The following is a 22,389-nucleotide window of genomic DNA, read 5'->3' as shown; positions in this document are numbered from 1 at the left end:
CAGGCCGCCGGGGCCGATCCGCCCGCGCGCCGGGTGCCGGGGGGTGCCCGCCCGGTGCCGACCGCACCTGGGGCGGGGCCCCTGTTTCGCCGGAGGCCCCGCCGTCACGTCCTGGGGATCAGAGGTTGCCGCGCTTCTCCTGCTCGCGCTCGATCGCCTCGAACAGGGCCTTGAAGTTGCCCTTGCCGAAGCCCATCGAGCCGTGGCGTTCGATCATCTCGAAGAAGACGGTCGGGCGGTCCTGGACCGGCTTGGTGAAGATCTGCAGCAGGTAGCCGTCCTCGTCCCGGTCGACGAGGATCTTCAGCTCGCGCAGGACCTCCACGGGGACCCGGGTCTCGCCCGCCCACTCGCCGAGGGTGTCGTAGTACGAGTCGGGGGTGTCCAGGAACTGGACGCCGGCCGCCCGCATCGCGCGTACCGAGGCGACGATGTCGTTCGTGGCGAGCGCGATGTGCTGGACGCCCGCGCCGCCGTAGAACTCCAGGTACTCGTCGATCTGCGACTTCTTCTTGGCGATGGCCGGCTCGTTGATCGGGAACTTGACCTTGAGCGTGCCGTCGGCGACGACCTTGGACATGAGCGCGGAGTACTCGGTGGCGATGTCGTCGCCCACGAACTCCTTCATGTTGGTGAAGCCCATGACCTTGTTGTAGAAGCCGACCCACTCGTTCATCCGGCCGAGTTCCACGTTGCCGACGCAGTGGTCGATGGCCTGGAAGAAGCGCTTGGCGGGCGGCTCTACGACCGGGGCCGCTGCGACGAAGCCGGGCAGGTAGGGGCCCTCGTAGCCGGTGCGCTCGACGAGGGTGTGACGGGTCTTGCCGTACGTGGCGATGGCGGCGAGCACGACCGTGCCGTGCTCGTCCTTGACCTCGTGCGGTTCGGCGAGACCGAGGGCGCCGTGCTCGACCGCGTACGCGTAGGCCGCTCGGGCGTCCGGGACCTCGATGGCCAGGTCGACGACACCGTCGCCGTGCTCGGCGACATGGTCGGCGAGGAAGCGGCCGTGGTCGGTGGACGCCTTGATGACGGAGGTGAGGACGAAACGGGCGGAGCCGTTGGTCAGGACGTAACTCGCCGTCTCGCGGCTGCCGTTCTCCGGTCCGGAGTAGGCGACCAGCTTCATGCCGAAGGCCGTCGAGTAGTAGTGCGCGGCCTGCTTGGCGTTGCCGACGGCGAAGACGACCGCGTCCATTCCCTTGACCGGGAAGGGGTCGGCCTGCCGGGCTGTGTCGGGGGTGGTGTGCAGAGTCTCAGTCATGTTCGAAGGCTCTCGCCGCTTCGCAAGGTGCGCAACAGTTCGCGAATTCACTGGGCAATCTGCACAGCCGAAAGGGACCATGGCCGGGCTATCTGTACATGATGACCATCACAGCGACCCCCGGAGGCGGACCATGGCGATCGATCATCTGGACGGGCGGCTCATCGTGCTGCTGGCCCGCGAACCCCGTATCGGCGTCCTGGAGGCATCGCGCCGGCTCGGCGTGGCGCGCGGGACGGTGCAGGCCCGCCTCGACCGGCTTCAGTCGAATGGAGTCATTCGCGGATTCGGCCCGACCGTCGATCCGGCGGCGCTCGGCTACCCCGTCACCGCGTTCGCGACCCTGGAGATCAAGCAGGGTCAAGGCGTCGATGTACGGGCCCACTTGAGCGGTGTTCCGGAGGTGCTGGAGCTGCACACGACCACGGGCCACGGCGACATGCTCTGCCGTCTCGTCGCACGTTCCAACGCCGATCTTCAACGGGTGATCGACCGGGTCGTCGGTTTTGATGGCATCGTCCGGGCCTCCACGGCCATCGTCATGGAGAACCCGGTTCCGCTGCGCGTCATCCCGCTCGTCGAGCAGGCCGCGGGGGACGACGACTGAGCCGAGGAGTGACGTGTGAGCTTCTGGGAGTATCTGGGCAACCGGCACCAACAGCTGCTCACCGACGCGTACCAGCACGTCAGCGCCGTGTTCCAGTGCATGGTCATCGCCACGCTGCTCGGCGTCCTGATCGGCGTCGTCACCTATCGCAGCGGATGGGCGGGGTCGCTGGCCATCACATCGACGGCGACGGTCCTCACCATTCCCTCGCTCGCCGCGATCGGTCTGCTCATCCCGCTGGTCGGGCTCGGGGTCGCACCCACGGTGATCACACTGACGCTGTACGGGCTGCTGCCCATCGTCCGCAACTCCATCGTGGGGCTGCGCGGCGTCGATCCGGCGCTGGTCGACGCGGCGCGGGGCATCGGGATGTCGCGGACGGCCCGGCTGTGCCGGGTGGAACTGCCGCTCGCCTGGCCGCCGATCCTCACCGGCATCCGGGTCTCCACACAGATGCTGATGGGCATCGCCGCCATCGCCGCGTACGCCTCGGGCCCCGGCCTGGGCAACGAGATCTTCCGCGGCATCGCCTCGCTGGGCAGCGCCAACGCGATCAATCAGGTGCTCGCGGGCACGCTCGGCATCGTCGTCCTCGCCCTGCTCTTCGACGCCGCGTACGTCCTGCTCGGGCGGCTCACCATTCCCAGGGGGATCCGTGTCTGAGACCGCCGGTCCCGAAGGCGCCGGTTCCGGCGCCGCCCACGGGAGCACGGCCGCCGGCGACACCGCGACGACGCGGACCACGTCAGGCGCCACCATCCATCTGGACAACCTGACCAAGCGCTACCCGGGCAATCCGAGCCCGGCGGTGGACAACGTCTCGATGGACATCAAGGCCGGCGAGACGGTGATCTTCGTCGGCCCGTCCGGCTGCGGGAAGTCCACCACCCTGAAGATGATCAACCGGCTGATCGAGCCGACGTCCGGGCGGATCAGGATCAACGACGAGGACGTCACCGACATCGACCCGGTGAAGCTGCGCCGCAAGATCGGATACGCGATCCAGTCGTCCGGGCTCTTCCCGCACATGACGGTCGCCGAGAACATCGCCCTCGTACCGAGGATGGTCGGCTGGTCGAAGTCGAGGGTGAAGGACCGGGTCGAGGAGATGCTCGATCTGGTCGGCCTGGACCCGCGGGAGTTCCACGGGCGCTATCCGCGGGCGCTGTCCGGCGGACAGCAGCAGCGGGTGGGCGTGGCACGGGCCCTGGCGGCCGATCCGCCGGTGCTGCTGATGGACGAGCCGTTCGGCGCGGTCGACCCGATCACCCGTGACCACCTCCAGGACGAGCTGATCCGCCTCCAGCACGAGCTGCACAAGACGATCGTCTTCGTCACCCATGACTTCGACGAGGCGATCAAGCTGGGTGACCGGATCGCCGTGCTGCGCGAGCGTTCGCACATCGCGCAGTTCGACACCCCCGAGGCGATCCTCACCAACCCGACGGACGACTTCGTCTCGGGTTTCGTCGGTGCCGGGGCGGCGCTGAAGCGGCTCAACCTCACCCGCGTACGGGATGTGGAGATGGCCCAGTTCCCGACGGTGACGGTCGACGACCCGCTCCAGTCGATCTTCAACAGGCTGCGCGGCGGTCCGCACAACGAACTGCTGATGCTGGACCGCAGGAACCGCCCGTACAAGTGGCTGCGGCGCGGCGACCTGATGCGGGCCCGGGGTTCGCTCGCGCGTGCCGGGCAGCTGGTCCACGACACCGTGACGCGCGACGCGACGCTGCACGACGCGCTGGAGGCGGTGCTGACCGACAGCGGCGGACGGGTCGCGGTGACGGGGCGGCGCGGCGAGTTCATCGGGGTCGTCGACATGGAGACCCTGATGAACTCCGTCCATGAACTGCTGGAGGCCGACCGGCTCGCCGCCATCGAGCACCAGCACGACCTGGAGGAGCTCCGCACCCACCAGACCGAACAGGAGCCGGAGGGCGGTGCGGGCTCATGACTCCCGACAACCCGCTGAACCCCGAATCGAGGCGGTCCCCGCGCTCACTCCGCCCGGCGCCCGCGTCCGACAAGGACCGCCCGCCTGGCGAACACGACGTCAGCGGCCACGCCTTCCACGACGAGGAGGAGGAACCCGCACCGCCACCGGCCGGGCCGCGGCGCCGGGTCACCTGGCCCAAGCTGGTGTTCCTGCCGCTCGCGCTCGCGGTCGTCCTGGCCGTCACCTATCTGTGGATCACCAGCGTCCACCTCGATTCGATCGCGCGGAACTCGCTCACCGGCGGCAATGTGCAGCTGCGCTGGTGGCAGCATGTGAAGCTGACCGCGATCTCGACGTTCTGGGTGCTGATCATCGCCATCCCGCTGGGGATCGCGCTGACCCGCCGCAGGCTGCGCAGGGGCGCCCCGCTGGTCACCGCGATCGCCAACATCGGGCAGGCGACCCCGGCGATCGGCCTGCTGGCACTGCTGGTGATCTGGCTGGGCATCGGCCCGTCGACGGCGATCATCGGCATGGTGATCTACGCGGTGCTGCCGGTCTTCTCGAACACGGTGGCCGGTCTCAAGGCGATCGAACCGAACCTGGTCGAGGCCTCGCGCGGCATCGGCATGTCCGCGATGGGGACGCTCACCAAGGTCGAACTGCCGCTCGCCGTGCCGCTGATCCTGGCCGGTGTACGGACGGCGCTGGTGCTCAACGTCGGTACGGCGACCCTGGCCACCTTCGTCGGCGGCGGCGGACTCGGCGACCTGATCACCTCGGGCATCCAGACCCAGCGGATGCCGGTGCTGGTGCTCGGTTCCGTGCTGACGGTGGTGCTGGCGCTGCTGGTGGACTGGCTGGCCTCGCTGGTCGAGTTGGCACTCACGCCGCGTGGCCTGGAGGTGGGGTGAGGATGGGCCCGCGAATTTTGGTGCGTGCCGGGCTCGTGGGGGTGCTCGCTCCGGCACTGCTGCTCTCCGGGTGCGGGCTGAAGAGCGGTTCGCCGATGGTGGACGACGTGGTGCCTGGCTCCGTAGGCCGGGGCAGGCCGCTGTCCGGCGCCTCGCTGACCGTCACCTCGAAGAACTTCAGCGAGAACATCGTCCTGGGCCAGATGATCGGCCTGGTCTTCAAGGCCGCCGGGGCGGAGGTCCTGGACCGGACGAACCTGCCCGGGTCGATCAGCGCGCGCGAGGCGATCGTCAAGGGCGGGGCGGACGCCATGTACGAGTACACGGGCACCGGCTGGATCACCTACCTGGGCCACGCGAAGCCGATCGCCGACCCGTTGAAGCAGTGGGAGGCGGTCCGTGACGAGGACCGGCACAACGGCGTGACCTGGCTGCCGCCGTCCACCCTCAACAACACCTACGCACTCGCCATCAGCCGGAAGAACAACGCGAAGTACCACCTGAGGACGCTCTCCGACGTCGCCGCGCTCGCCGGGAAGAACCCGTCGGCGGTGACGATCTGCGTGGAGAACGAGTTCGCCTCGCGCGACGACGGGCTGCCGGGCATGGAGAAGGCGTACGGGATGAGTCTCCCGGCCGCCAACATCAAGAAGATGGACGCCGGGATCATCTACACCCAGGTCTCGAAGTCCAACTCGTGCCTGCTGGGCGAGGTGTTCACCACGGACGGCCGGATCAGGGCCATGGACCTCGAAGTGCTCGTGGACGACAAGCACTTCTTCCCCAACTACAACGCGGCGCCCGTCGTCCACAGCAAGACCTTCGAGAAGTACCCGCAGATCGCGGGGCTGCTCGACCCGGTCAGCAGGAAGCTGACGACGGAGGTCGCCCAGGTGCTCAACGCCAAGGTGGACGTCGACGGCCAGGACCCGCACGACGTGGCGAAGGAGTGGCTGATCCAGGAGGGGTTCATCAAGAAGGGGTGAGCCGTCGCGAGCCTCCGGGCAGGTCGCAAAGAAATCGCTGCAAAAAAACCGTTGCAAAGAGAGTTTTGCAACCCTACGGTTGAACCATGTCCGCAACAGAGGACGACGGCGAGAGCGCCGTCGTCGATCCGACGGTCCACACGGTCGACGCCCGCACCCTGCGCGGGCTCGCCCACCCCCTGCGACTGCGCCTGCTGAGCGCGCTCCGCGAGTTCGGCCCCGCCACCGCCTCCGGTCTCGCGGACCGGCTGGGCGAGTCCAGCGGCGCCACCAGCTACCACCTCAGGCAGCTGGCGACGTACGGCTTCGTCGAGGACGACCCCGAGCGCGGCAAGGGCCGCGAACGCTGGTGGCGGGCCGTCCACACGGGCACCGCCTTCAACAGCGACCGATTCCTGAGCCACCCGGATCCCGAGGTGCGCGGCGCGGTCGGCGTCGTACTCCACGAGATCGCCACCGCACACGCCCAGGAACTGAACACCTGGCTCGGCACGATGCACGAGTGGCCCGAGGAGTGGCTGCACGGCTGGGACGCCAGCGATTTCAAGGTGCGCCTCACCCCCGATCTCTCCAGGGAGCTGATCGGGAAGATCCACGCTCTCATCACGAGCTATGAGGACCGGGTGCCGGAGGGCACGGAGGGCTCGGCCACCGTCCGCAGCCATGTGCACCTCTTCCCTCGCCCCGCCGAGTAACGAACCCACCGAGCGACGAACCCACCGGGCGACGACCCGAAGAGCGACGGACCCGTCCGACGGGCGGGTCCACCGCGCGACGCCGCCTGCCGGCCGTGCGGGAAGCCCGCCGGACCCCGGGCCGGCCGTGCGACGAAGTCACCGAGGAACGAAGTCGCCGAGGAACGAGCCCCTCCGACCGGAAGGACACCACCATGCACTCCGACACTCATCTGCTGCTGCACGACCAGCGCTCCGCCGAACTACGGCAACAGGCAACGGATTTCGATCTCGTCCCGGCTGATCCGCGCGCCTCGCTGCGCGCCCGACTGGGCCGGATCCTCGTGGAATCGGGGCTGCGCATCATGCCCCACAGCCCCGACCGCCCCTCCATCGCGCCCGGTACGGCATGAGCGGCCGGGGGGACCGCAGTCGCGACCGCATCCCGCTCATCGCCGTACTGTCCGCCAACTCCATCTCCACGGCCGGTACTTCACTCACACTGATCGGGGTGCCGTGGTTCGTCCTGGAGACCACGGGCAGTGCGGGGCGGGCCGGTGCCGTCGCCTTCTGCGCGACGCTGCCGATCGTCGTCTCCGCACTGATCGGCGGGCCCGTCATCGACCGGATCGGACGCCGCCGGGTCTCCGTCGCCTCCGACCTGGTGTGCGGCCTCGCCGTCGCCGCCATCCCGCTGCTGTACTACGCGGACGCCCTGGCGTTCTGGACGCTGTGCGCGCTGATGGCCGTCAGCGGGCTCCTGCACACCCCGGGCAACACGGCGCGCTACGTCCTCGTGCCGGATCTCGCCGAACACGCCGTCACCACCCTCGCCCGTGCCGCCAGCCTCTTCGACGCCGTCTCACGCGGCGCCCGGATGGTCGGCGCGGCGCTGGCCGGCATGCTGATCGCGCTGGTCGGCGCGGAGACCGTGCTGCTGCTGGACGCCGCGACGTTCCTGACGTCCGCGCTGCTGATCGCGTTCGGGGTGCGCGGAGTGCGGGCGGCCGAACCCCGCAGGGCCGCCGCACCGGTGTCGCTGCGCGCGTACCGCACCGAACTGCGCGAGGGATACACCTACTTGCTGGGCAACCGGCTGCTGCTGGCGGTCGTGGTGATGGTCATGTTCATGAACGGCACCGATCAGGGCTGGAACGCCGTCCTGCTGCCGGTGCACGCCTCCGCCGAACTGGGCGGTGCCCGGGACATCGGGCTGCTCACCGCGCTCTTCGGCGCCGGTGGACTGACCGGGGCGCTGCTGTACGGATGGTTCGGCGACCGCTTCTCGCGGCGGGCCGTGTTCACGGTGTGCGTGCTGTTGTGCGGTGCGCCCAGGTACGCCGTCGCGGCGCTGACCGGTACGACGCTGCCGCTCGCCGTGACCATGGCGCTGAGCGGCATCGCGGGCGGGGTGCTGAACCCGGTCCTGACGACGGTGATCTACGGAAGCGTGCCCGACGAGCTGCGCAGCCGGGTCTCCGGGGTCCTCACGGCGGGCGGCGAACTCGCCATGCCGGTGGGCGGTCTCGCGGCGGGCCTGCTGGTGGAGAGCGCGGGTGCGCGCGGCGCGCTGCTGGCGATGGGCGGGGTGTATCTGCTGGCGACGCTGAGCCCGGTGGTGTTCCCGGTGTGGCGCACGATGGACGAGGTGGGGTCCGGGGTCGAGGAGAGGCCGGGGTCCGGGGCGGTGGAAGCGGTGGAGGCCGCCGTCCCGTCACCGGCCGCCGCCGAGGTCAGCAGCTCGGTACCTTGTGGCCCTGCTCCAGCGCCCGGAGCGAGGACACCGCGTTCTTGAGGGTCGTGACCGGGATCAGCCGGAGCCCCTTGGGAAGCTCGGCGCCCGCCTCGGTGCATTCGGCCTTCGGGACGAGGAAGACGGTCGCACCGTCGCGGTGCGCGGCCTGAGTCTTCAGCGACACCCCGCCGACCGCCCCGACCTCGCCGTTCGCCTGGATCGTTCCGGTGCCCGCGATGGTGCGGCCACCGGTGAGATCGCCGCCGGAGCCGTCGCCCGCGAGCTTGTCGACGATGCCGAGCGCGAAGAACAGTCCCGCGCTCGGGCCGCCCACATCGGCGAGGTGCAGGGTGACGTCGACCGAGCCCTTGGGCTTGCCGAGGTAGTTCAGGGCCGCGTCGACGGCGGAGTTCTGCGACTTCCTCATGTCTTCGAGGTTGTGCTTCTCGATCTCCTTCTCGGAGCCGCCGGTCGGGTAGACGGAGTTGCGGGGCAGCACCGCCCGGTCCGTACGGAACCAGCCGTCGATCACATCGCCGATGCCGACGTCGGCGGTGGGACCGGTCGCGACGATCGTCGTCATCCGCAGCTCGCCCTTCGTGGGGCGGGTGGGCGCGCCCTTGATGCTGATCACCGGCGTGCCGTGATCGTTCCCGAGCACGTTCGCGGTCGTGCCGGGCTGCGCCAGCGTGAACGGCAGCGGCGCGAAGGCCGCCACACCGAACAGGGCGAGGACGGGCAGGGCGCACAGGGTGAGGGTGCGGGAGCGCGAGAGACGAGTGAGCACCCGCCCAATCTAACCGCCGGGGCGACCGCGCGCGGGCCGGGTGGCGCGGACCGCACCCACCGAAAGCCCTACCTGAGCGCGTCCGCCACCTCGCGGGCCGCGTCCACCACACGGGGGCCGACCCGTTCGGGTACGGAGTCGGCGAGCATCACCACACCCACACTGCCCTCGACCCCCGTCACCCCGACCAGCGCGGCCGCGGCCCCGCTCGCCCCGGCTTCCAGTTCGCCGTGGGTGAGGGTGAAGGCCGTCTCCCCCACCGGCTTCTGGCGGGCGGCGAGTATCGCCCGGCCCGCGGCGCCCCGGTCCAGCGGGTGGCGGAAGCCGGCCCGGTAGGCCACGTGATAGTCGGTCCAGGTCGGCTCGACGACCGCGACCGCCAGCGCGTCGCTGCCGTCGACCAGTGTGAGATGAGCGGTGGCGCCGATGTCCTCGGCGAGGGAGCGCAGCGCGGGGAGCGCGGCCTCCCGGACGAGCGGATGCACCTGGCGGCCCAGGCGCAGCACGCCGAGACCCACTCTGGCCCGGCCGCCCAGATCGCGGCGCACCAGTGCGTGCTGTTCCAGGGTGGCGAGCAGACGGTAGACCACGGTTCGGTTGACGCCGAGTCTGTTGGACAACTCGGTGACGGTCAGGCCGTGGTCGGTGTCGGCGAGCAGTTTGAGGACCCTCAGTCCCCGGTCGAGCGTCTGGGAGGTTTCCGCGGTCACGACGCCCTCTCCTCTTTGGTGAGCGGCGGCGGCTGGTCCCACGGAAGGTGCGCCGCCGGTCCCAGCGGCTGCGCACGGAGAGGCCGCCGGCCTGGCCAAGGCACCGGCTGCGCTCCGCGGCGGCGTTGCCACGGGGCGTTCATTTTTGGGGACAGTAGCGAGCCAGTCCGCTCAGCGGAAGACCTCGTCCAGAATCCGGGCGTCAGCGGAAGGGGAGTTGGCTTGAAGAAGCATAAGGGCCGGTCAGCGCGGCGTCGGCCGAATCCTGGACGTCTACGCGCGTCCAGGTCGGCCGACGTCCCGGCGACGCTTCGTGCACCGGACGTGAACGGGCGTTAGCTCACCGTGAACGACTGTTGCACAATTTTTCCGTTCACGAGCACCTCGCAGGCCCTGATCGCCTTCGTCGCCGGGTCGCGGACGGTGAAGTTGAGAGCGAAGGTGCCGTCCAGTCCGATGACCCGGGTGACGTACGAGTCCGAGGTCTGCTTCCCGTCCGCGGTGCGGCCGGTCACCGAGACCGTGGCAACGGGGGCGAAGCCCCGCCCGGTCACCTGGACCGCCGTGCCGACCGGGCCCTCGGGCGGCGAGAGCGCGAAGGCCGGCCCGGCGGGAACGCTCCCGTCCTGCACGGTGAACGCCGCCGTCTCGGTCCTGGGGTTGACGAGGACCTCCCGGACCCGGATCGCGACGGTGTCGGTGGCGTTGACCGTGAAGGTCTGTGAGAACGCCCCGTCCAGCCCGACCACCTTGGTCCTCGCCGGGTCGGACGTCTGCGATCCGTCGGCCCGCAGACCGACGATGGACACGGTGGCGACCTTCGCGAAGCCCTGACCGAGGACGGTGACGGCGGTGCCCTTCGGGCCGGCCGACGGGGTGAGGACGACGAAGGACGGGGCCACGGTCAGCGGGGTGGCCGCCTGCGCTCCTGCGGCGGTGACCCGGAGCGCGTACACGGCGCGCGGGGTGGGTCCGGCCACGGTGACCGTACCGGCGAGCGTTCCGTCGGCGCTGATCCGGAGAGTGGAACCACTGATCCGCGCGCTGTCGCAGCCGCTGCCGTCGGCGGCGCAGAGCGCGGCGACGGGTGTGGTGCCGGTGGGCCAGTCACCGCCGGAGAGGGTGATCGTCCCGCCGGGTTTGACCTTCGCCGCGCCCGCGGAGAGCGTCGCGGAGGCGTCGGTCACGGTGAACGGCGTGGTCAGCACGGTGGCCGGATCGTTGCCCTCGTCGACCTGGATCGCGGCGATGGCCGGGTCGGAGACGGTGAAGTCGACGCTGAACGTGCCGTCGGGGGTGCTCTTCACATAGACGGCGGTGTCGTCGAGCGTCGCCCCGCTCGCGTCCAGGCCGACGGTGTTGATCCAGCGGTCCTGGAAGTAGTTGCTGCCGGTGACCTGGACGACGCTGCCGACCGGCGCGCCGGCGCGGGAGAGCGCGATGGCCCGCGGCCCGCCGGGGACGTACGCCTTGACGGTCAGGGGCGCGGTCGCCTCCTTCGTGCCGTCGCCGACCTTCACCAGGTACGAGCCGTCCGGCACCGTGCCCGCGGGAGCGAGGACCGCGTTTCCGGTCAGCTCCCCCGCGCCGCTGATCGCCAGGGTGCTGGAGACGAACTTGCCGGTGTCGCAGCCGCCGCCGTCCGCCGAGCACAGCGACGGTACGGGGGTGGCGCCGACGGTCCACAGGCTGCCGGTCAGGGCGACGGCCGCGGACGGCCGGACGGCGGTGGCGGGCGCGGTCAGGGTGGCCGGATGTCCCGCGGTTCCCTCGGCGGTCACGGTACCGATGGAGCCGCCCCCGCCGACCACGTCGCACGGGGTCTCATAGGTGGAGCCGAGCACTTTCGTACGCGTCAGATTGCGCACCGGGGCGAAGGAGATCGGCCCGCTCGCGTCGGCCGGGATGATGAAGTCCCCTTCGTACGGAGGGATCTCGATGGGCTTCCCGGACGGGATGTCGAGGTTGATCTGGGGCCCGGTGACGGTGACCGTGCCGGTCGCGCCGCCCGACATGGCGAAGTCGATGCTGGGGGTGGTGGGCACATTGCTCAGGCTGAGCCCGCTGGTCGCGGGCGACGGTCCGAGGGTGACCTTGGCGTGGACCTTGCCGCCGGGGTCGACGATGGCCGGCGAGAGGTCGACGCTCATCTGCTGCGGCCCGGTGGCCTCGCCCTGACCGGCGGGCAGGGAACAGTGGACGGTCGGGGCGACCGTACCCGCGTGGGCGGCGGGGGCGAGTACGACGGTCCCACCGGTCCAGACGAGCACGGTCCCCGCGGTGAGCGCGACGGCACGACGTAATACCGCACCCGACCCTCCTCGCCTTCCCGGTCCTTCTGGTCTTCTCGATCTCGGCCGTACGGACATGCGGCTCCTTCGCGACTACGGAAATGTTTCGAATTCGAAATGGCGACGCCCGCCTGCTCCATTGCGATACGGAGCAGGCGGGCGTCTCCGGTACTTTCCCTGACTTCCCTGGTTTCCCTGGCTTCCCTGGTTTCCCCGACGGTGACGGATCTCAGAGAAGAGTGAGTGTCAGGGTGGCGCTGTAATCTCCGGGCCGGGTGAATCCGGGCACCGTCAGAGTGAGATCGGCATCGGCGTCGAACCGGCCGCCCGTGAACGGGCGGGATCCGTCCGGATTCATCCGGCAGAGGCTCGCCGCCTCGCTCCCGAGCGCGGCGGGCGAGCCGGCCACCGGCACCCCCACGCTTCCGTTCTGCGCCGTGCATCTGGGTGTCCACCGGACGGCGTCCGCCGGGATGGTGCCCCCGTCGGCGCTGGTGAAGCCGGTGAGGGTGGCGGTGAGGGACCAGCCGCTGTTGACGCCTCGGGCGTCCTCCACCTCGACCCGGTTGAGCCGGGAGCGCTGCACACCGCTGCCGGTGCCCAGGACCGTCGTGCCGAAGTCGACGGTGTCGCCGTCCTGGACCATGGACAGCGTCCCGGCCCGGACCGAGGCCTTCAGCCGCTGGTCGGCGCTGCCGCCGCCTCCCCCGCCCGTGGAGACGGTGAACGGGGCGGTCCGTACCGTCGCCGGATCATTGCCCTCGTCGGCCTGGACGGCGACGACGGCGTCGGAGATCACGGTGAACTCGACGGCGAAGGTGCCGTCCGGGCCGCTCTTGACGTAGACCGCGCTGTCGTCGAGCCCGGTGCCCGTCGCGTCGAGACCGATGACATTGATCCAGCGGTCCGGGTTGTAGTTCTTGCCGCTGACCGTGATCACGCTGCCGACCGGCCCGCTGCTCTGCGACAGCGAGATCTCGCGGTCGCCGGCCGCGACGGCCCTGACCGTGAGAGGGGCAGTGGCCTCCTTCGTACCGTCGTTGACCTTCACCTCGTACGCGCCGTCCGGCACCGCACCGGCCTCCGCGAGGGTGGCCGTGCCGTGCAGCGTTCCGTAGCTGTCGATGGTGAGGGTGTGGCCCTTGAACTTCAGCGGATCGCAGCCGCCACCGCCCGCCGCGCAGAGCGACGGCACGGGCGCGCCGCCCGGTGTCCATCCCGAACCCCCCAGTGTCACGGCGGTGTTGGGACGTACGGGGTCGGCGGGAGCGGTCAGGTGCGCGGGCTCGGAGCCGGTGCCCTCCACCGTGACGGTGCCGACGGAGCCGCCCCCGTCGACCACGTCGCAGGGCGTCTCGAAGACCGAACCGAGCACCTTCGTCTGTGTCAGCGTACGGACCGGGGCGAAGGAGATCTCGCCGGAGGCGTCCGCCGGAACCAGGAAGTCCCCCTCGTACGGCGGGAGTTCGATGGGCGTACCGGCCGGGATGTCCATCGTGAACTCGGCGCCCCGCACGGTGACGGTGCCGGTGGCCCCGCCGGACATGGCGAGGTCGAGACTGGGAATGGTGGGCACGTCGTCCAGCGCGAGAGCGCTGGTGGCGGGGGACGGGCCGAGTGTGACCTTCGCGTGCACCTTGCCGCCCGGCGCGACGACCGCGGGCGACAGTTCGACGGTCATCTGCTGCGGCCCGGTGGCCTCGCCCTGACCGGCGGGCAGGATGCAGTGGACGGTCGGGGCGACCGTACCGGCGGCCTGCGGCGCGGGCGGCGGAGCGGCCTGGGCGGTGGCCCCGACGCAGCTCAGGGACAGTACGAAGCAGGCAGCGAGCAGACCGGTCACGCCGGGTCTTCGTCGTCGAATCACCAGACACCCCTCCATGGCCCATTGATTGCGCACATTGAGGAGGTCGCGTGCGGAGAAGTCAAGAGAGAATTGACTGATCCTTATCTGAAATGCCCGAAAAGCATTTCCACGGGCACTTTAAGTGCACCTGTTGGCATCTCTTGACATCTCTGAAGATCACCGTTTCACTGCACCCGACATGCCGGGCCCGGCACGCAGATCCGCAAGAAGATCGCACATCGAGGATTGCGCCGAATCCTGCGAATCTGCGGAATTCAACCGGAAGGAGTTCCCCTCGTCATGTCAGTCCCTTCATTGCGTTCGCCGAACCGAAGACGCCTCCCGCTGGTGCTGGCCGCGGCCTGTTCCGTGGCCGGCGCGCTCGCCCTGGCGCCGACCGCCCAGGCGGTGACCCCGTCGACCGCGACGGCCACGTACGACTGCGGAACCTGGGGCAGCGGTCTCGCCACCCTGACCGCCGTCGACTCGGGCACGACCAAGACCATCAAGATCAACTCCACGGCGATCACGATGCCGCCGGGCACCAGCGCCGACCCGAACAGCATCACGACGACGCTCAAGCTCACCAAGACCTCGGGCGGCGTCACCAGTCAGGTGCAGTTCTCCGGGAAGACCAACCCCGGCATGACCAGCCCCAACCCGATCACCCTGGGACCGCTCAAGCTCACCTCCGGCACCCTGGCGGCGGGTGACCGCACCGACTCCGTGGTGCTGTCCGGTCCGCCGAGCGCCACGAACTGGTCCTTGCAGATCGTGGCCTCGTCCCCGACGTCGGCCACGGTTCCGTGTGTGGCCACGGTCAACCAGTCCGCGCCCTTCACCTGGTAGCCGTCGGCCCGGGATCCCGGTAACCGCCCGGTACCGGTCCGTCCGACACCGGTCCGTCCGACACCGGCCCGTCCGGCATCCGCCCGTCAGCGGGCCGTCCGTCCGTCCGCCCGGCGTCGACCGGGCCCGACCAGCACCCGATCCGCACCAGGTCCGCACGAACGACGCCGGCCCGGGGCGAGGACCGCTGTCCCCGCCCCGGGCCGGCACTTCGTGGGAGCGGACTCACCTCATACGGGTGGCCCACTCCTGAACCTTCTTGATCCGCTGCTGGATCTGCCCGGCCGTGGCCTCGGCGCTCGGCGGCCCGCCGCAGACCCGGCGCAGCTCGGTGTGGATCACACCGTGCGGCTTGCCGCTCTGGTGCGTGTACGCCGACACCATCGTGTTGAGCTGCTTGCGCAGCCCCAGCAGCTGCTTGTGGGTGACCACCGGCCGCGCCTCGGCCGGCTTCTCCAGCAGATCGGCTTCCCCGGCCGGCTTCTGACGGCTGTGGGCGATCTGACGGGTCTGCCGCTTCTGGAGCAGCAGCTGCACCTGGTCGGGCTCCAGCAGTCCCGGAATCCCCAGGTAGTCCTGCTCCTCCTCGCTCCCGGGATGCGCCTGCATGCCGAATTCGGCACCGTCGTAGAGCACCCGGTCGAAGACCGCGTCGGATTCGAGGGCCTCGAAGGGCAGCTGGTCCTCGGTCTCCTCGTCCTCCAGCTTCTCGGCATCGGCGAGGAGCTTGTCCTCCTCCGCGAACGGGTTCTCCTCGTCGCTGCCGTTCTTGGGCTTGTCGAGGACGTGGTCCCGTTCGACCTCCATCTCGTTCGCGAAGTCGAGGAGCATCGGGATGGTCGGCACGAAGACGGAAGCGGTCTCGCCGCGCCTGCGCGAGCGCACGAAACGCCCGACGGCCTGCGCGAAGAAGAGCGGCGTGGAGATGGTGGTCGCGTACACGCCCACGGCGAGACGCGGCACGTCGACGCCCTCCGACACCATGCGGACCGCAACCATCCAGCGCGATTCGTCCTGGCTGAACTGGTCGATCCTCTTCGACGCGGCCTTCTCGTCGGAGAGGACCACGGTGGCCTTCTCGCCGGTGACCTGCTTCAGGATCTTGGCGTACGCGCGCGCCGACTCCTGGTCGGTGGCGATGACCAGCCCACCGGCGTCCGGAATGCCCTTGCGCACCTCGGTCAGCCGCTTGTCGGCGGCGCTCAGCACATTGGGGATCCAGTCCCCGGTGGGCGAGAGCGCGGTACGCCAGGCCTGCCCGATGGCGTCCTTGGTCATCGGCTCGCCGAGCCGGGCGGCGATCTCGTCACCGGCCTTGGTCCGCCAGCGCATGTTGCCGCTGTAGCTGAGGAAGATCACGGGCCGGACGACGCCGTCGGCGAGCGCGTTGCCGTAGCCGTACGTGTAGTCGGCCGAGGAGCGCCGGATGCCGTCGTTGCCCTCCTCGTACACGACGAAGGGGATCGGATTGGTGTCGGACCGGAACGGCGTACCGGTGAGCGCGAGCCGCCGGGTGGCCGGGTCGAACGCCTCCTGGCACGCCTCGCCCCAGGACTTCGAGTCACCGGCGTGATGGATCTCGTCGAGGATCACGAGGGTCTTGCGCTGCTCGCACCGGTTGCGGTGCAGCATCGGGCGGACGCCGACACCCGCGTAGGTGACCGCGACGCCGTCGTACTCCTTGCTCAGCGGGCCCGCACTGTAGTCGGGGTCGAGCTTGATCCCTATCCGGGCCGCTGCCTCGGCCCACTGCTTCTTCAGGTGCTCGGTCGGCGCGACGACGGTGACCTGCTGCACGACGTGGTGGTGCAGCAACCATGACGCGAGGGTCAGCGCGAAGGTGGTCTTCCCCGCGCCGGGGGTGGCGACCGCGAGGAAGTCGCGCGGCTGCTCCTGGATGTACTTCTCCATGGCGCCCTGCTGCCAGGCTCGCAGCTTGCCGGCCGTGCCCCAGGGGGCGCGGCCGGGGAAGGCGGGTGAGAGGTGGTGGGAGGCGGTAGTAGTCACGGTCTCCGGTTCGGGTCTCTCGGGTACGTGGGGCGCTGTCCGTACGGACCGGGACGGGCACGTACGCGATACGACAACCGGGCCACCTTACCGGGGGGCCGACCGGAACCCCGTATGGACGAGCGGTGGTTCGAGCCTGCTGAGACCCTCTTCACAGGTCGCTGCTACGCGGCGAACCCGGGGAGCCGTTCCGCGATCCTGGGCATGTCGAGGACCCCCTGGCACACGTCCAGCACGAACTTCTCGGCCTCGTCGACATCGAAGTCCACGCTCAGCCGGTGCCCGTTGATGTGCAGGAAGACCCAGGTGGCATACCAGGCGATGCGCTTGTTGCCGTCGACGAGCGCGTGGTTGCGTGCGAGGGACTCCATGAGTGCGGCGGCCTTCTGCCAGACGTCCGGATAGGCGTCCTGGCCGAAGACGCTCGCCTGCGGGCGGGCGAGTGCCGAATCGAGCAGCCCGTAATCGCGCACTTCGGCAGCCCCAAGACGCTCAGCAAGATTAAGCAGCTCGGGCAGGGTCAGGTACTTCATCAGGCGAGCCTCCGGTTGAGCTCCTCACTCACCTTCAGCACGTGGTCCGCCGCCTCGTTGAAGAGGCGCGAGTGTTCGTTTATGGCGGTGATCACCGCGTCGTGCGCGAAGGACTGCATGCTCCGCCCCTCCGACTCGGCACGCGCGCGCAGTGCGTCCAGCTCTTCCTCGGTGAACCGCAGATTCAGACCAGCCATGCGCGAATGGTACCGCGCGGTACCACGCGGTGCTAAGACTTTGCCCGCACCCGCCCCGCCACCCACGCCCCCACCAGCGCCACCCCCGCCATCGGCAGGAAGACCACCGCGAACGCCCCCGGGTGGGATCCGGAGACCCCCGCCTCCACGGCCTCGTGCACCGCCCCCACCGTCCCGCCGCCGAGTGCGGCGAAGGCCGCCCCGCCCGCGGCCAGCAGCAGGACGTTGGACAGTCCGTCGGAGATCTGAAGGGCGGCCGAGTTCGCCCCCGCCTCCTCCGGCGCCGACAGCTTCAGCAGCAGCACGCTCGTCGATGCGATCACCATGCCCATGCCGAAGCACCCGAAGGCCCAGGCCACGGCCACCGTCCAGACCGGCACCGCGTCGATCAGCACCGACGGCGCCGCCGCGATCGCCGCGGCGACCAGCACCATGCCGCCCACCATCAGACGTTCCCGGTACGGCTCCAGGCGCGGCCGGGACTGCACGTACGAACCGAGTGCCCAGGTCCCGCCCCCGGCCGCGAGCGAGAGCCCCGCCAGGGTCGGGCTCAGTCCGCGCTCGGTCACCAGCATCAGCGGTACGAACGACTCGGCGGCGATGAACGACCCGGCCGCCACCCCGCGCAGCAGCACCACCGACGGCAGCCCACGCGCCGCCCGGCCCGTACCCGGGGGCAGCAGCCCCCGCACGGCGGGAACGAGCAGGGCAACGCCCACCACGGCCGGCAGCAGCGCGAACCAGTTCCGCTCCTGCCCCGCGTACTGGAGCAGCCCCGCCCCCACCGAGATCCCGAGCGCGAGCACGATGCGGCGCCGGTCGTACGGCTCGACGGGAGCCGCGGGATCGGCCGGTCCCGACGCCCGCCGCCGGATCGCGGGCAGCGCGAGCGCCAGCGGGAACACCACGAGCACGGGGATACCGATGAAGACCCACCGCCACCCCAGGTGCTCGGTCACGCTCCCGGCGGCGAGCGGTCCGACGACGGACGGGATCACCCAGCTCGCGGCGAACGCGGCCATGATGGACGGCCGCAGACGCTCCGGATAGGCCCGGCTGATCACCACGTACAACGCCACGATCACCAGCCCGCCGCCGAGCCCCTGGACGGCCCGTCCGGCGATGAACATCCACATGCTGCCCGCCGTGCCCGACAGCAACAGCCCCGCCCCGAACGCGCTGATCCCGGTGGCGAGCGGCGCCAGCGGCCCACGCCGGTCCGCCCACTGCCCGGAGAGCACCATGGCGAACAGGCTGGTGGTGAAGTACGCGGAGAACGCGAACGCGTAGAGCGGAATGCCGTGCAGCTCACGGGCGGCGACCGGCATCGCGGTCCCCACGGCGGTCGCCTCGAAGGCGATCAGGAACACGACGGAGACGATGCCGACACTGAGCGCCCGATAGGTGCGACCGAGCACGCCTTCGGATTCGACGGGTGGGGTCGACATCGCCGCAGGGACGGCGGTACCGGTATCGGTACCGGCGTCTCGTGGTTCCAGGGCACTCATGAGCCCAAGAGTAAGGGGCAAGATCTCATATGGACCCTGTCGCGAGACGGTCCGCCGCTCGTCCGTTGGTCGTAGGACCGCGACGTGCCGGGCGGGCGGGGCAGAACCCGATCGTGAACGCGGTGTGGCAGTCGCATTGCGACCCGCCCCGCGCTCTTGAGCACCGAGAACACCCGCCCCTACGGTCGAACCACAGCAAGAAACACACGGCCGTGTGCCCGAGTGGTTCAGGGGCTCGACTGCAACTCGAGTTACACCGGTTCGAATCCGGTCACGGCCTCCACGCAGTACGCCCGCCCAGCACGCGTCATACGTCGCGCCGGGCGGGCTTTCGGCCTTTCAGGAACAGCCCCGCGTCCCAGGCGCGGTCCCACGCCTCAGGAACAGCCCCCTCTCAGGAACAACCGTGCGTCTTGAGCGCGGCGGGTGCATACCCGTCGACGAATTCCTTCAACGCCTTTCGCCGGTCGGCGACGTTCTCGGGCACCGGATCGGTCTCGGAGAGTTCGACGAGTACGGCGTACTTCCGCGCGGAATCAGGATCCGCACACTTCGCCACGGAAAGCGCAAAACGGTCCAGGACGCGAACGCCCTCGTAACGCGCCCCGTCCTTTCCCCCCGCGTCCTTCCCCAGCCTCAGATACCAGTCCGCTTTCGCGAAGGGGTCGGCGCCGGCGTCCAGGACGTCACCCAGAACGGACAGCGCCGGCAGTCCGTCGACAGTGAGCGCACAGCGGGCACTGCCCGGCACGGAACCGGAATCCCGCTCTTCGAGCTTCTTACCGGTCGGCAGCAACGGGGCCAGCGTGCCCTCATCGACGTCAACCCCGCACAGCCGGTCCGGCACGGCGTAGTCGCGATCTTTGCCGTCGTCACCGCCACAGGCCGATACGGCCAGCAGCATGGCGCACAGGCCGGCGGTAACGGCCGCGTGTCGTGTGAGGAGCCGGGTACGGCCCCGGCCGGTCGAGATGTTCACTGAACCCCCAGAAGGCCCTTGGCCCGATGGTTGCCGTCGAAAGCCGCCCCGTTGATCTCGTCGGTCGCGGTGTAGGTGCTGCGCCCGCTTTCCGGGTTGGCGGCCTCCCACTGCCGCGCGAGTTCGGCCAGTTGCTGCTCCCGCTGCCCGAACACCTTCGAGTTGGTCTCCTGTATCTCCCCGTCTATCCGGGCCTGCTCCTCCAACTGCCAGCGGTAGGCGAGGGCGTCGACACCACGCTGAACGGCATCACCGGCCACCGGAATGAAGTTCGCCGCACCGCCGAAGCCGTGGTACAGCCACTTCGCGTCCCAGGAGGGGTCGTCCTTGTCGGTCTTGAGCGCCTGGTAGCGCGCCTCTTCCAGGAACCCGGTGGTGTGACCGGCCCGCAGCAGGGTCTCCCTGGGATCCTTGGGATGGTCGTCGTGGATGTCCCGGACCATCTCCTTGTTCAATGCCTCGTTCAGAACACCGTAGGCGTTCTGATCACGTGACACCTGTTTGGCGACCTCGACCAGATCGTGCCGGTCGAGAAGCTTCGGGTCATTCGGATCGTCCGCCAGGGCACTCGCCGTGTAGTGCACTTCGTCGGAGTGATTGCCCAGCACGATGGCCATGTCGTCGCGCATCTCGGGCGGGAAGTCGTCGCCCGCCTCCGCGATGTACTTGAGTGAGCGCTCCAGTACTTCCCGGTGCTGCGGGCCGTGTGCCGCCAGGGGGGCATCGGGATCGTTCGGGTTCATTCCGGTGGCCGCGGCGAGCAAGGCCTTGCCCGTGGCGTCGTTCGCCTGGTTCGCGTCACCGTGGTTCAGCGGAGTGTCGTCGAACACGTCACGCTTGCCCGAGAGCAAATACTGCGCGTTGTCGTTCGGTTCCGTCGTGTTGAAGAAATCCGTTGCCGCATCGGGATTGTTGGACAGCGCCGTCATGAAGCCCGTCATCGGATCCCGACCGAACTCCTCGCCCATGAAGTTCAGTTTTCCAGGCCCACCCATACCGTTGTTCCAGTAGTGGGACGGCAGTTTCATCTTCTGTTCGGTGGCAACCAGCGCATTTCCGTAGTCGTTGAGGAACTTGCTGTCGTAGTCCCCGACCCGCATGAAGTTGCTCATGATCTGGAAACCGTAGACACGTGTGCCCCGGCTCTGGATCTGCTCGTCACCGAGCTTCACCATGTCGCGTTCCCAGCTCTGCATCGCAGGACTGTCGGAATGCGTCGCTCCGGCCAGAACCAGGCTGAAGTTCTTCTGCATCTCAGCCATGTCGCCACGGCGGGAACGCATCAGATCACCGCCGTCGCTGACATCGGCCAGATCCGCCCAGAAGTCGAGCGTCCCACGCGCACCGAGTGTGGTGGCGAACTTCTCCTGGAAGAGCGGATTGTCCTTGTACCGCGCCAGCGTCTGGTTGAACTTGTCGAACTCCTCGGGGGACATGTCGTCCCCCTTGCTCTTGGCGAGCCGCGCCATGTCCTCGGCCGCCTTGATGGCCTCCACGGCATCCTTCTGCTCCTCGCCCAGGCTCTCGTACTCGGGTGCGTTGAAGTCGGGGCGCTCCGTCACGTTCGCTTCGAGCGCCCGCTTGAACGATTCGTCAGTTTCATTGCAGTTCTTGACGACCTGATCGATCTTCTTCTGCCAGGCATCGACTGCGGCGCGCTGCTTTCGCAGAGCGTCCGGGTAGTCCGGGTCGTGCCGCGCTCCGAAGTCGTCCTCCAGCGGGTGCCGTGCCGTCACCTTCCCCTTGGCATCGACATGGACGCCGGCGGCGGGCCCCTCGTCGTCACGTATGCGCACGAGGTCGTCACGGGCCTGCCGGACAGCCGTATGCGCGTCCTGAAGGAGCTGCTTGACCCCCTTGGCCTCCGCGGCGGCATCAGCGAACTCCTTCGCGGACTTGCCGATGAACGCCTTGGTCACCCCCGCGTTGGCCCCTTCCCATTCGGCCTTGTCGGCCTTGGCCTTCATGCCGTCCCGTGCATCCTCCGCCAGACGGTCCAACTGGGTGACCATGTTCGACCACGCCTCTGCGGCCGTCTTGAGTTTGGCCACCGGCGCGTCAATGATGTCCTCGAACTTCAACATGCACATTCCCCGTGAACTACTTGAGATATTCGTTGAGTTTGGACACCGAGATCAGGTCGCCACCGATCTGGACGTCGTCCTTCGCATGCGCGGATTTCGTGTAGTCGAGATGGTTCGAGATCTGCGCGCAGGCATCGAGCAGCGTGTGCAAGTGCGTGTTCCAACGGTCGTGGACCTTCAGCAGCGCCGAACCGCTCTCGAAGTTCCCGTTGGTGAGCGCGATCGCCGCGTCGAAGGTCGAGGGCCGGGCCTGATCGCCATCCTTGGACAGCCGGGTATGCAACTCATAGGCTTCATGCCCGATTTCACCCAGGTTATCTTGATTTACTTCCAGATCCGGACCACCGGATCCGCCTTGTCCTCCGCCGGTACCATTGAGTCGCATATTGACTCGTTGCGTGGATTCCGCACGAAGCGTCGCCCATTCCGCGTCGAACGTCACGCGATCCCCCGTATCAACATCCCAAGCAGCGCCGAAC

The 22,389-nt window shown here is 69.2% G+C and carries 21 protein-coding genes and 1 tRNA gene; 10 read left to right on the top strand and 12 right to left on the bottom strand.

The annotated features are described in order from the left end of the window. Positions 1 to 118: 118 nt before the first annotated feature. Positions 119 to 1,264, bottom strand: a complete 1,146-nt coding sequence (gene hppD, locus ACIOHC_RS00505) for a 4-hydroxyphenylpyruvate dioxygenase (protein ID WP_365689174.1) — start codon at positions 1,262 to 1,264, stop codon at positions 119 to 121. A gap of 133 nt (positions 1,265 to 1,397) precedes the next feature. Here hppD and ACIOHC_RS00500 point away from each other — a divergent pair, with 133 nt between their 5' ends. From ACIOHC_RS00500 to ACIOHC_RS00465, 8 genes are all read left to right on the top strand, one after another. Beyond that, the gene (locus ACIOHC_RS00500; protein WP_351073456.1) at positions 1,398 to 1,871 is read left to right on the top strand and encodes an Lrp/AsnC family transcriptional regulator; all 474 of its coding nucleotides are present in this window, start codon (positions 1,398 to 1,400) and stop codon (positions 1,869 to 1,871) included. A gap of 15 nt (positions 1,872 to 1,886) precedes the next feature. Further along, positions 1,887 to 2,534: an ABC transporter permease gene (locus ACIOHC_RS00495; RefSeq protein ID WP_351073458.1), complete on the top strand. Its 648-nt coding sequence runs from the start codon at positions 1,887 to 1,889 to the stop codon at positions 2,532 to 2,534. 94 nt (positions 2,535 to 2,628) lie between these two features. Then, a complete protein-coding gene (locus tag ACIOHC_RS00490; RefSeq protein ID WP_351073605.1) occupies positions 2,629 to 3,828 on the top strand; it encodes a betaine/proline/choline family ABC transporter ATP-binding protein in 1,200 nt (399 codons plus the stop codon). Next, entirely contained in the window at positions 3,825 to 4,724 is a 900-nt protein-coding gene (locus tag ACIOHC_RS00485; protein WP_401840763.1) for an ABC transporter permease, read from the top strand. The genes ACIOHC_RS00490 and ACIOHC_RS00485 overlap by 4 nt, the downstream gene beginning before the upstream one ends. 2 nt (positions 4,725 to 4,726) lie before the next feature. Further along, positions 4,727 to 5,710, top strand: coding sequence for a glycine betaine ABC transporter substrate-binding protein (locus ACIOHC_RS00480; protein ID WP_389635933.1), 984 nt, complete (start codon positions 4,727 to 4,729; stop codon positions 5,708 to 5,710). Positions 5,711 to 5,796: 86 nt separating this feature from the next. Beyond that, positions 5,797 to 6,405: a winged helix-turn-helix domain-containing protein gene (locus ACIOHC_RS00475; protein ID WP_351073463.1), complete on the top strand. Its 609-nt coding sequence runs from the start codon at positions 5,797 to 5,799 to the stop codon at positions 6,403 to 6,405. A 194-nt stretch (positions 6,406 to 6,599) separates the two neighbouring features. Continuing rightward, positions 6,600 to 6,797, top strand: a complete 198-nt coding sequence (locus ACIOHC_RS00470) for a hypothetical protein (protein WP_401840762.1) — start codon at positions 6,600 to 6,602, stop codon at positions 6,795 to 6,797. Continuing rightward, positions 6,794 to 8,179, top strand: a complete 1,386-nt coding sequence (locus tag ACIOHC_RS00465; RefSeq protein WP_401840759.1) for an MFS transporter — start codon at positions 6,794 to 6,796, stop codon at positions 8,177 to 8,179. The genes ACIOHC_RS00470 and ACIOHC_RS00465 overlap by 4 nt, the downstream gene beginning before the upstream one ends. Here the strand turns inward: ACIOHC_RS00465 and ACIOHC_RS00460 are convergent. The 4 genes from ACIOHC_RS00460 to ACIOHC_RS00445 all read right to left on the bottom strand — a co-directional run bounded on the left by ACIOHC_RS00460 (position 8,118) and on the right by ACIOHC_RS00445 (position 13,750). Then, complete coding sequence (locus tag ACIOHC_RS00460) at positions 8,118 to 8,906, bottom strand: S16 family serine protease (protein WP_401840757.1); 789 nt, start codon at positions 8,904 to 8,906, stop codon at positions 8,118 to 8,120. The genes ACIOHC_RS00465 and ACIOHC_RS00460 overlap by 62 nt on opposite strands. 68 nt (positions 8,907 to 8,974) lie before the next feature. Beyond that, positions 8,975 to 9,616: an IclR family transcriptional regulator gene (locus ACIOHC_RS00455; RefSeq protein WP_148838225.1), complete on the bottom strand. Its 642-nt coding sequence runs from the start codon at positions 9,614 to 9,616 to the stop codon at positions 8,975 to 8,977. Positions 9,617 to 9,951: 335 nt separating this feature from the next. Further along, entirely contained in the window at positions 9,952 to 11,886 is a 1,935-nt protein-coding gene (locus tag ACIOHC_RS00450; RefSeq protein WP_401840753.1) for a hypothetical protein, read from the bottom strand. Positions 11,887 to 12,136: 250 nt separating this feature from the next. Further along, positions 12,137 to 13,750: a hypothetical protein gene (locus ACIOHC_RS00445; RefSeq protein WP_351073473.1), complete on the bottom strand. Its 1,614-nt coding sequence runs from the start codon at positions 13,748 to 13,750 to the stop codon at positions 12,137 to 12,139. Positions 13,751 to 14,053: 303 nt separating this feature from the next. Between ACIOHC_RS00445 and ACIOHC_RS00440 the strand changes: the two genes are divergently transcribed. Continuing rightward, on the top strand, positions 14,054 to 14,602 hold the full coding sequence (locus tag ACIOHC_RS00440; RefSeq protein ID WP_365689161.1) for a hypothetical protein: 549 nt from the start codon (positions 14,054 to 14,056) through the stop codon (positions 14,600 to 14,602). A 225-nt stretch (positions 14,603 to 14,827) separates the two neighbouring features. Here ACIOHC_RS00440 and ACIOHC_RS00435 read toward each other — a convergent pair whose 3' ends face one another. From ACIOHC_RS00435 to ACIOHC_RS00420, 4 genes are all read right to left on the bottom strand, one after another. Beyond that, positions 14,828 to 16,609: a DEAD/DEAH box helicase gene (locus ACIOHC_RS00435; protein WP_365689160.1), complete on the bottom strand. Its 1,782-nt coding sequence runs from the start codon at positions 16,607 to 16,609 to the stop codon at positions 14,828 to 14,830. Between the two features lie 164 nt (positions 16,610 to 16,773). Further along, positions 16,774 to 17,142 (bottom strand): type II toxin-antitoxin system death-on-curing family toxin, encoded by a 369-nt coding sequence (locus ACIOHC_RS00430; protein WP_351073477.1) that lies wholly within the window; start codon positions 17,140 to 17,142, stop codon positions 16,774 to 16,776. After that, on the bottom strand, positions 17,142 to 17,339 hold the full coding sequence (locus ACIOHC_RS00425) for an Arc family DNA-binding protein (protein ID WP_114249050.1): 198 nt from the start codon (positions 17,337 to 17,339) through the stop codon (positions 17,142 to 17,144). Before ACIOHC_RS00425 ends, ACIOHC_RS00430 begins: the two co-directional genes overlap by 1 nt. Positions 17,340 to 17,371: 32 nt before the next feature. Continuing rightward, positions 17,372 to 18,787: an MFS transporter gene (locus tag ACIOHC_RS00420; RefSeq protein WP_401841211.1), complete on the bottom strand. Its 1,416-nt coding sequence runs from the start codon at positions 18,785 to 18,787 to the stop codon at positions 17,372 to 17,374. A gap of 268 nt (positions 18,788 to 19,055) precedes the next feature. Between ACIOHC_RS00420 and ACIOHC_RS00415 the strand changes: the two genes are divergently transcribed. Continuing rightward, positions 19,056 to 19,130: transfer RNA gene (locus ACIOHC_RS00415), tRNA-Cys, on the top strand. A 111-nt stretch (positions 19,131 to 19,241) separates the two neighbouring features. Here the strand turns inward: ACIOHC_RS00415 and ACIOHC_RS00410 are convergent. From ACIOHC_RS00410 to ACIOHC_RS00400, 3 genes are read right to left on the bottom strand one after another with little or no spacing between them, the layout of a single operon-like run. Further along, positions 19,242 to 19,826, bottom strand: coding sequence for a hypothetical protein (locus ACIOHC_RS00410; protein WP_365689156.1), 585 nt, complete (start codon positions 19,824 to 19,826; stop codon positions 19,242 to 19,244). Beyond that, entirely contained in the window at positions 19,823 to 21,910 is a 2,088-nt protein-coding gene (locus tag ACIOHC_RS00405; protein WP_401840749.1) for a hypothetical protein, read from the bottom strand. The genes ACIOHC_RS00410 and ACIOHC_RS00405 overlap by 4 nt, the downstream gene beginning before the upstream one ends. 16 nt (positions 21,911 to 21,926) lie before the next feature. Beyond that, complete coding sequence (locus ACIOHC_RS00400) at positions 21,927 to 22,352, bottom strand: hypothetical protein (RefSeq protein WP_351073485.1); 426 nt, start codon at positions 22,350 to 22,352, stop codon at positions 21,927 to 21,929. Between the last annotated feature and the right edge of the window lie 37 nt (positions 22,353 to 22,389).

Source organism: Streptomyces sp. NPDC088252, from assembly GCF_044740965.1.
Taxonomy (GTDB): Bacteria; Actinomycetota; Actinomycetes; order Streptomycetales; family Streptomycetaceae; genus Streptomyces.
This window is presented reverse-complemented; position numbering and strand designations above follow the sequence as displayed.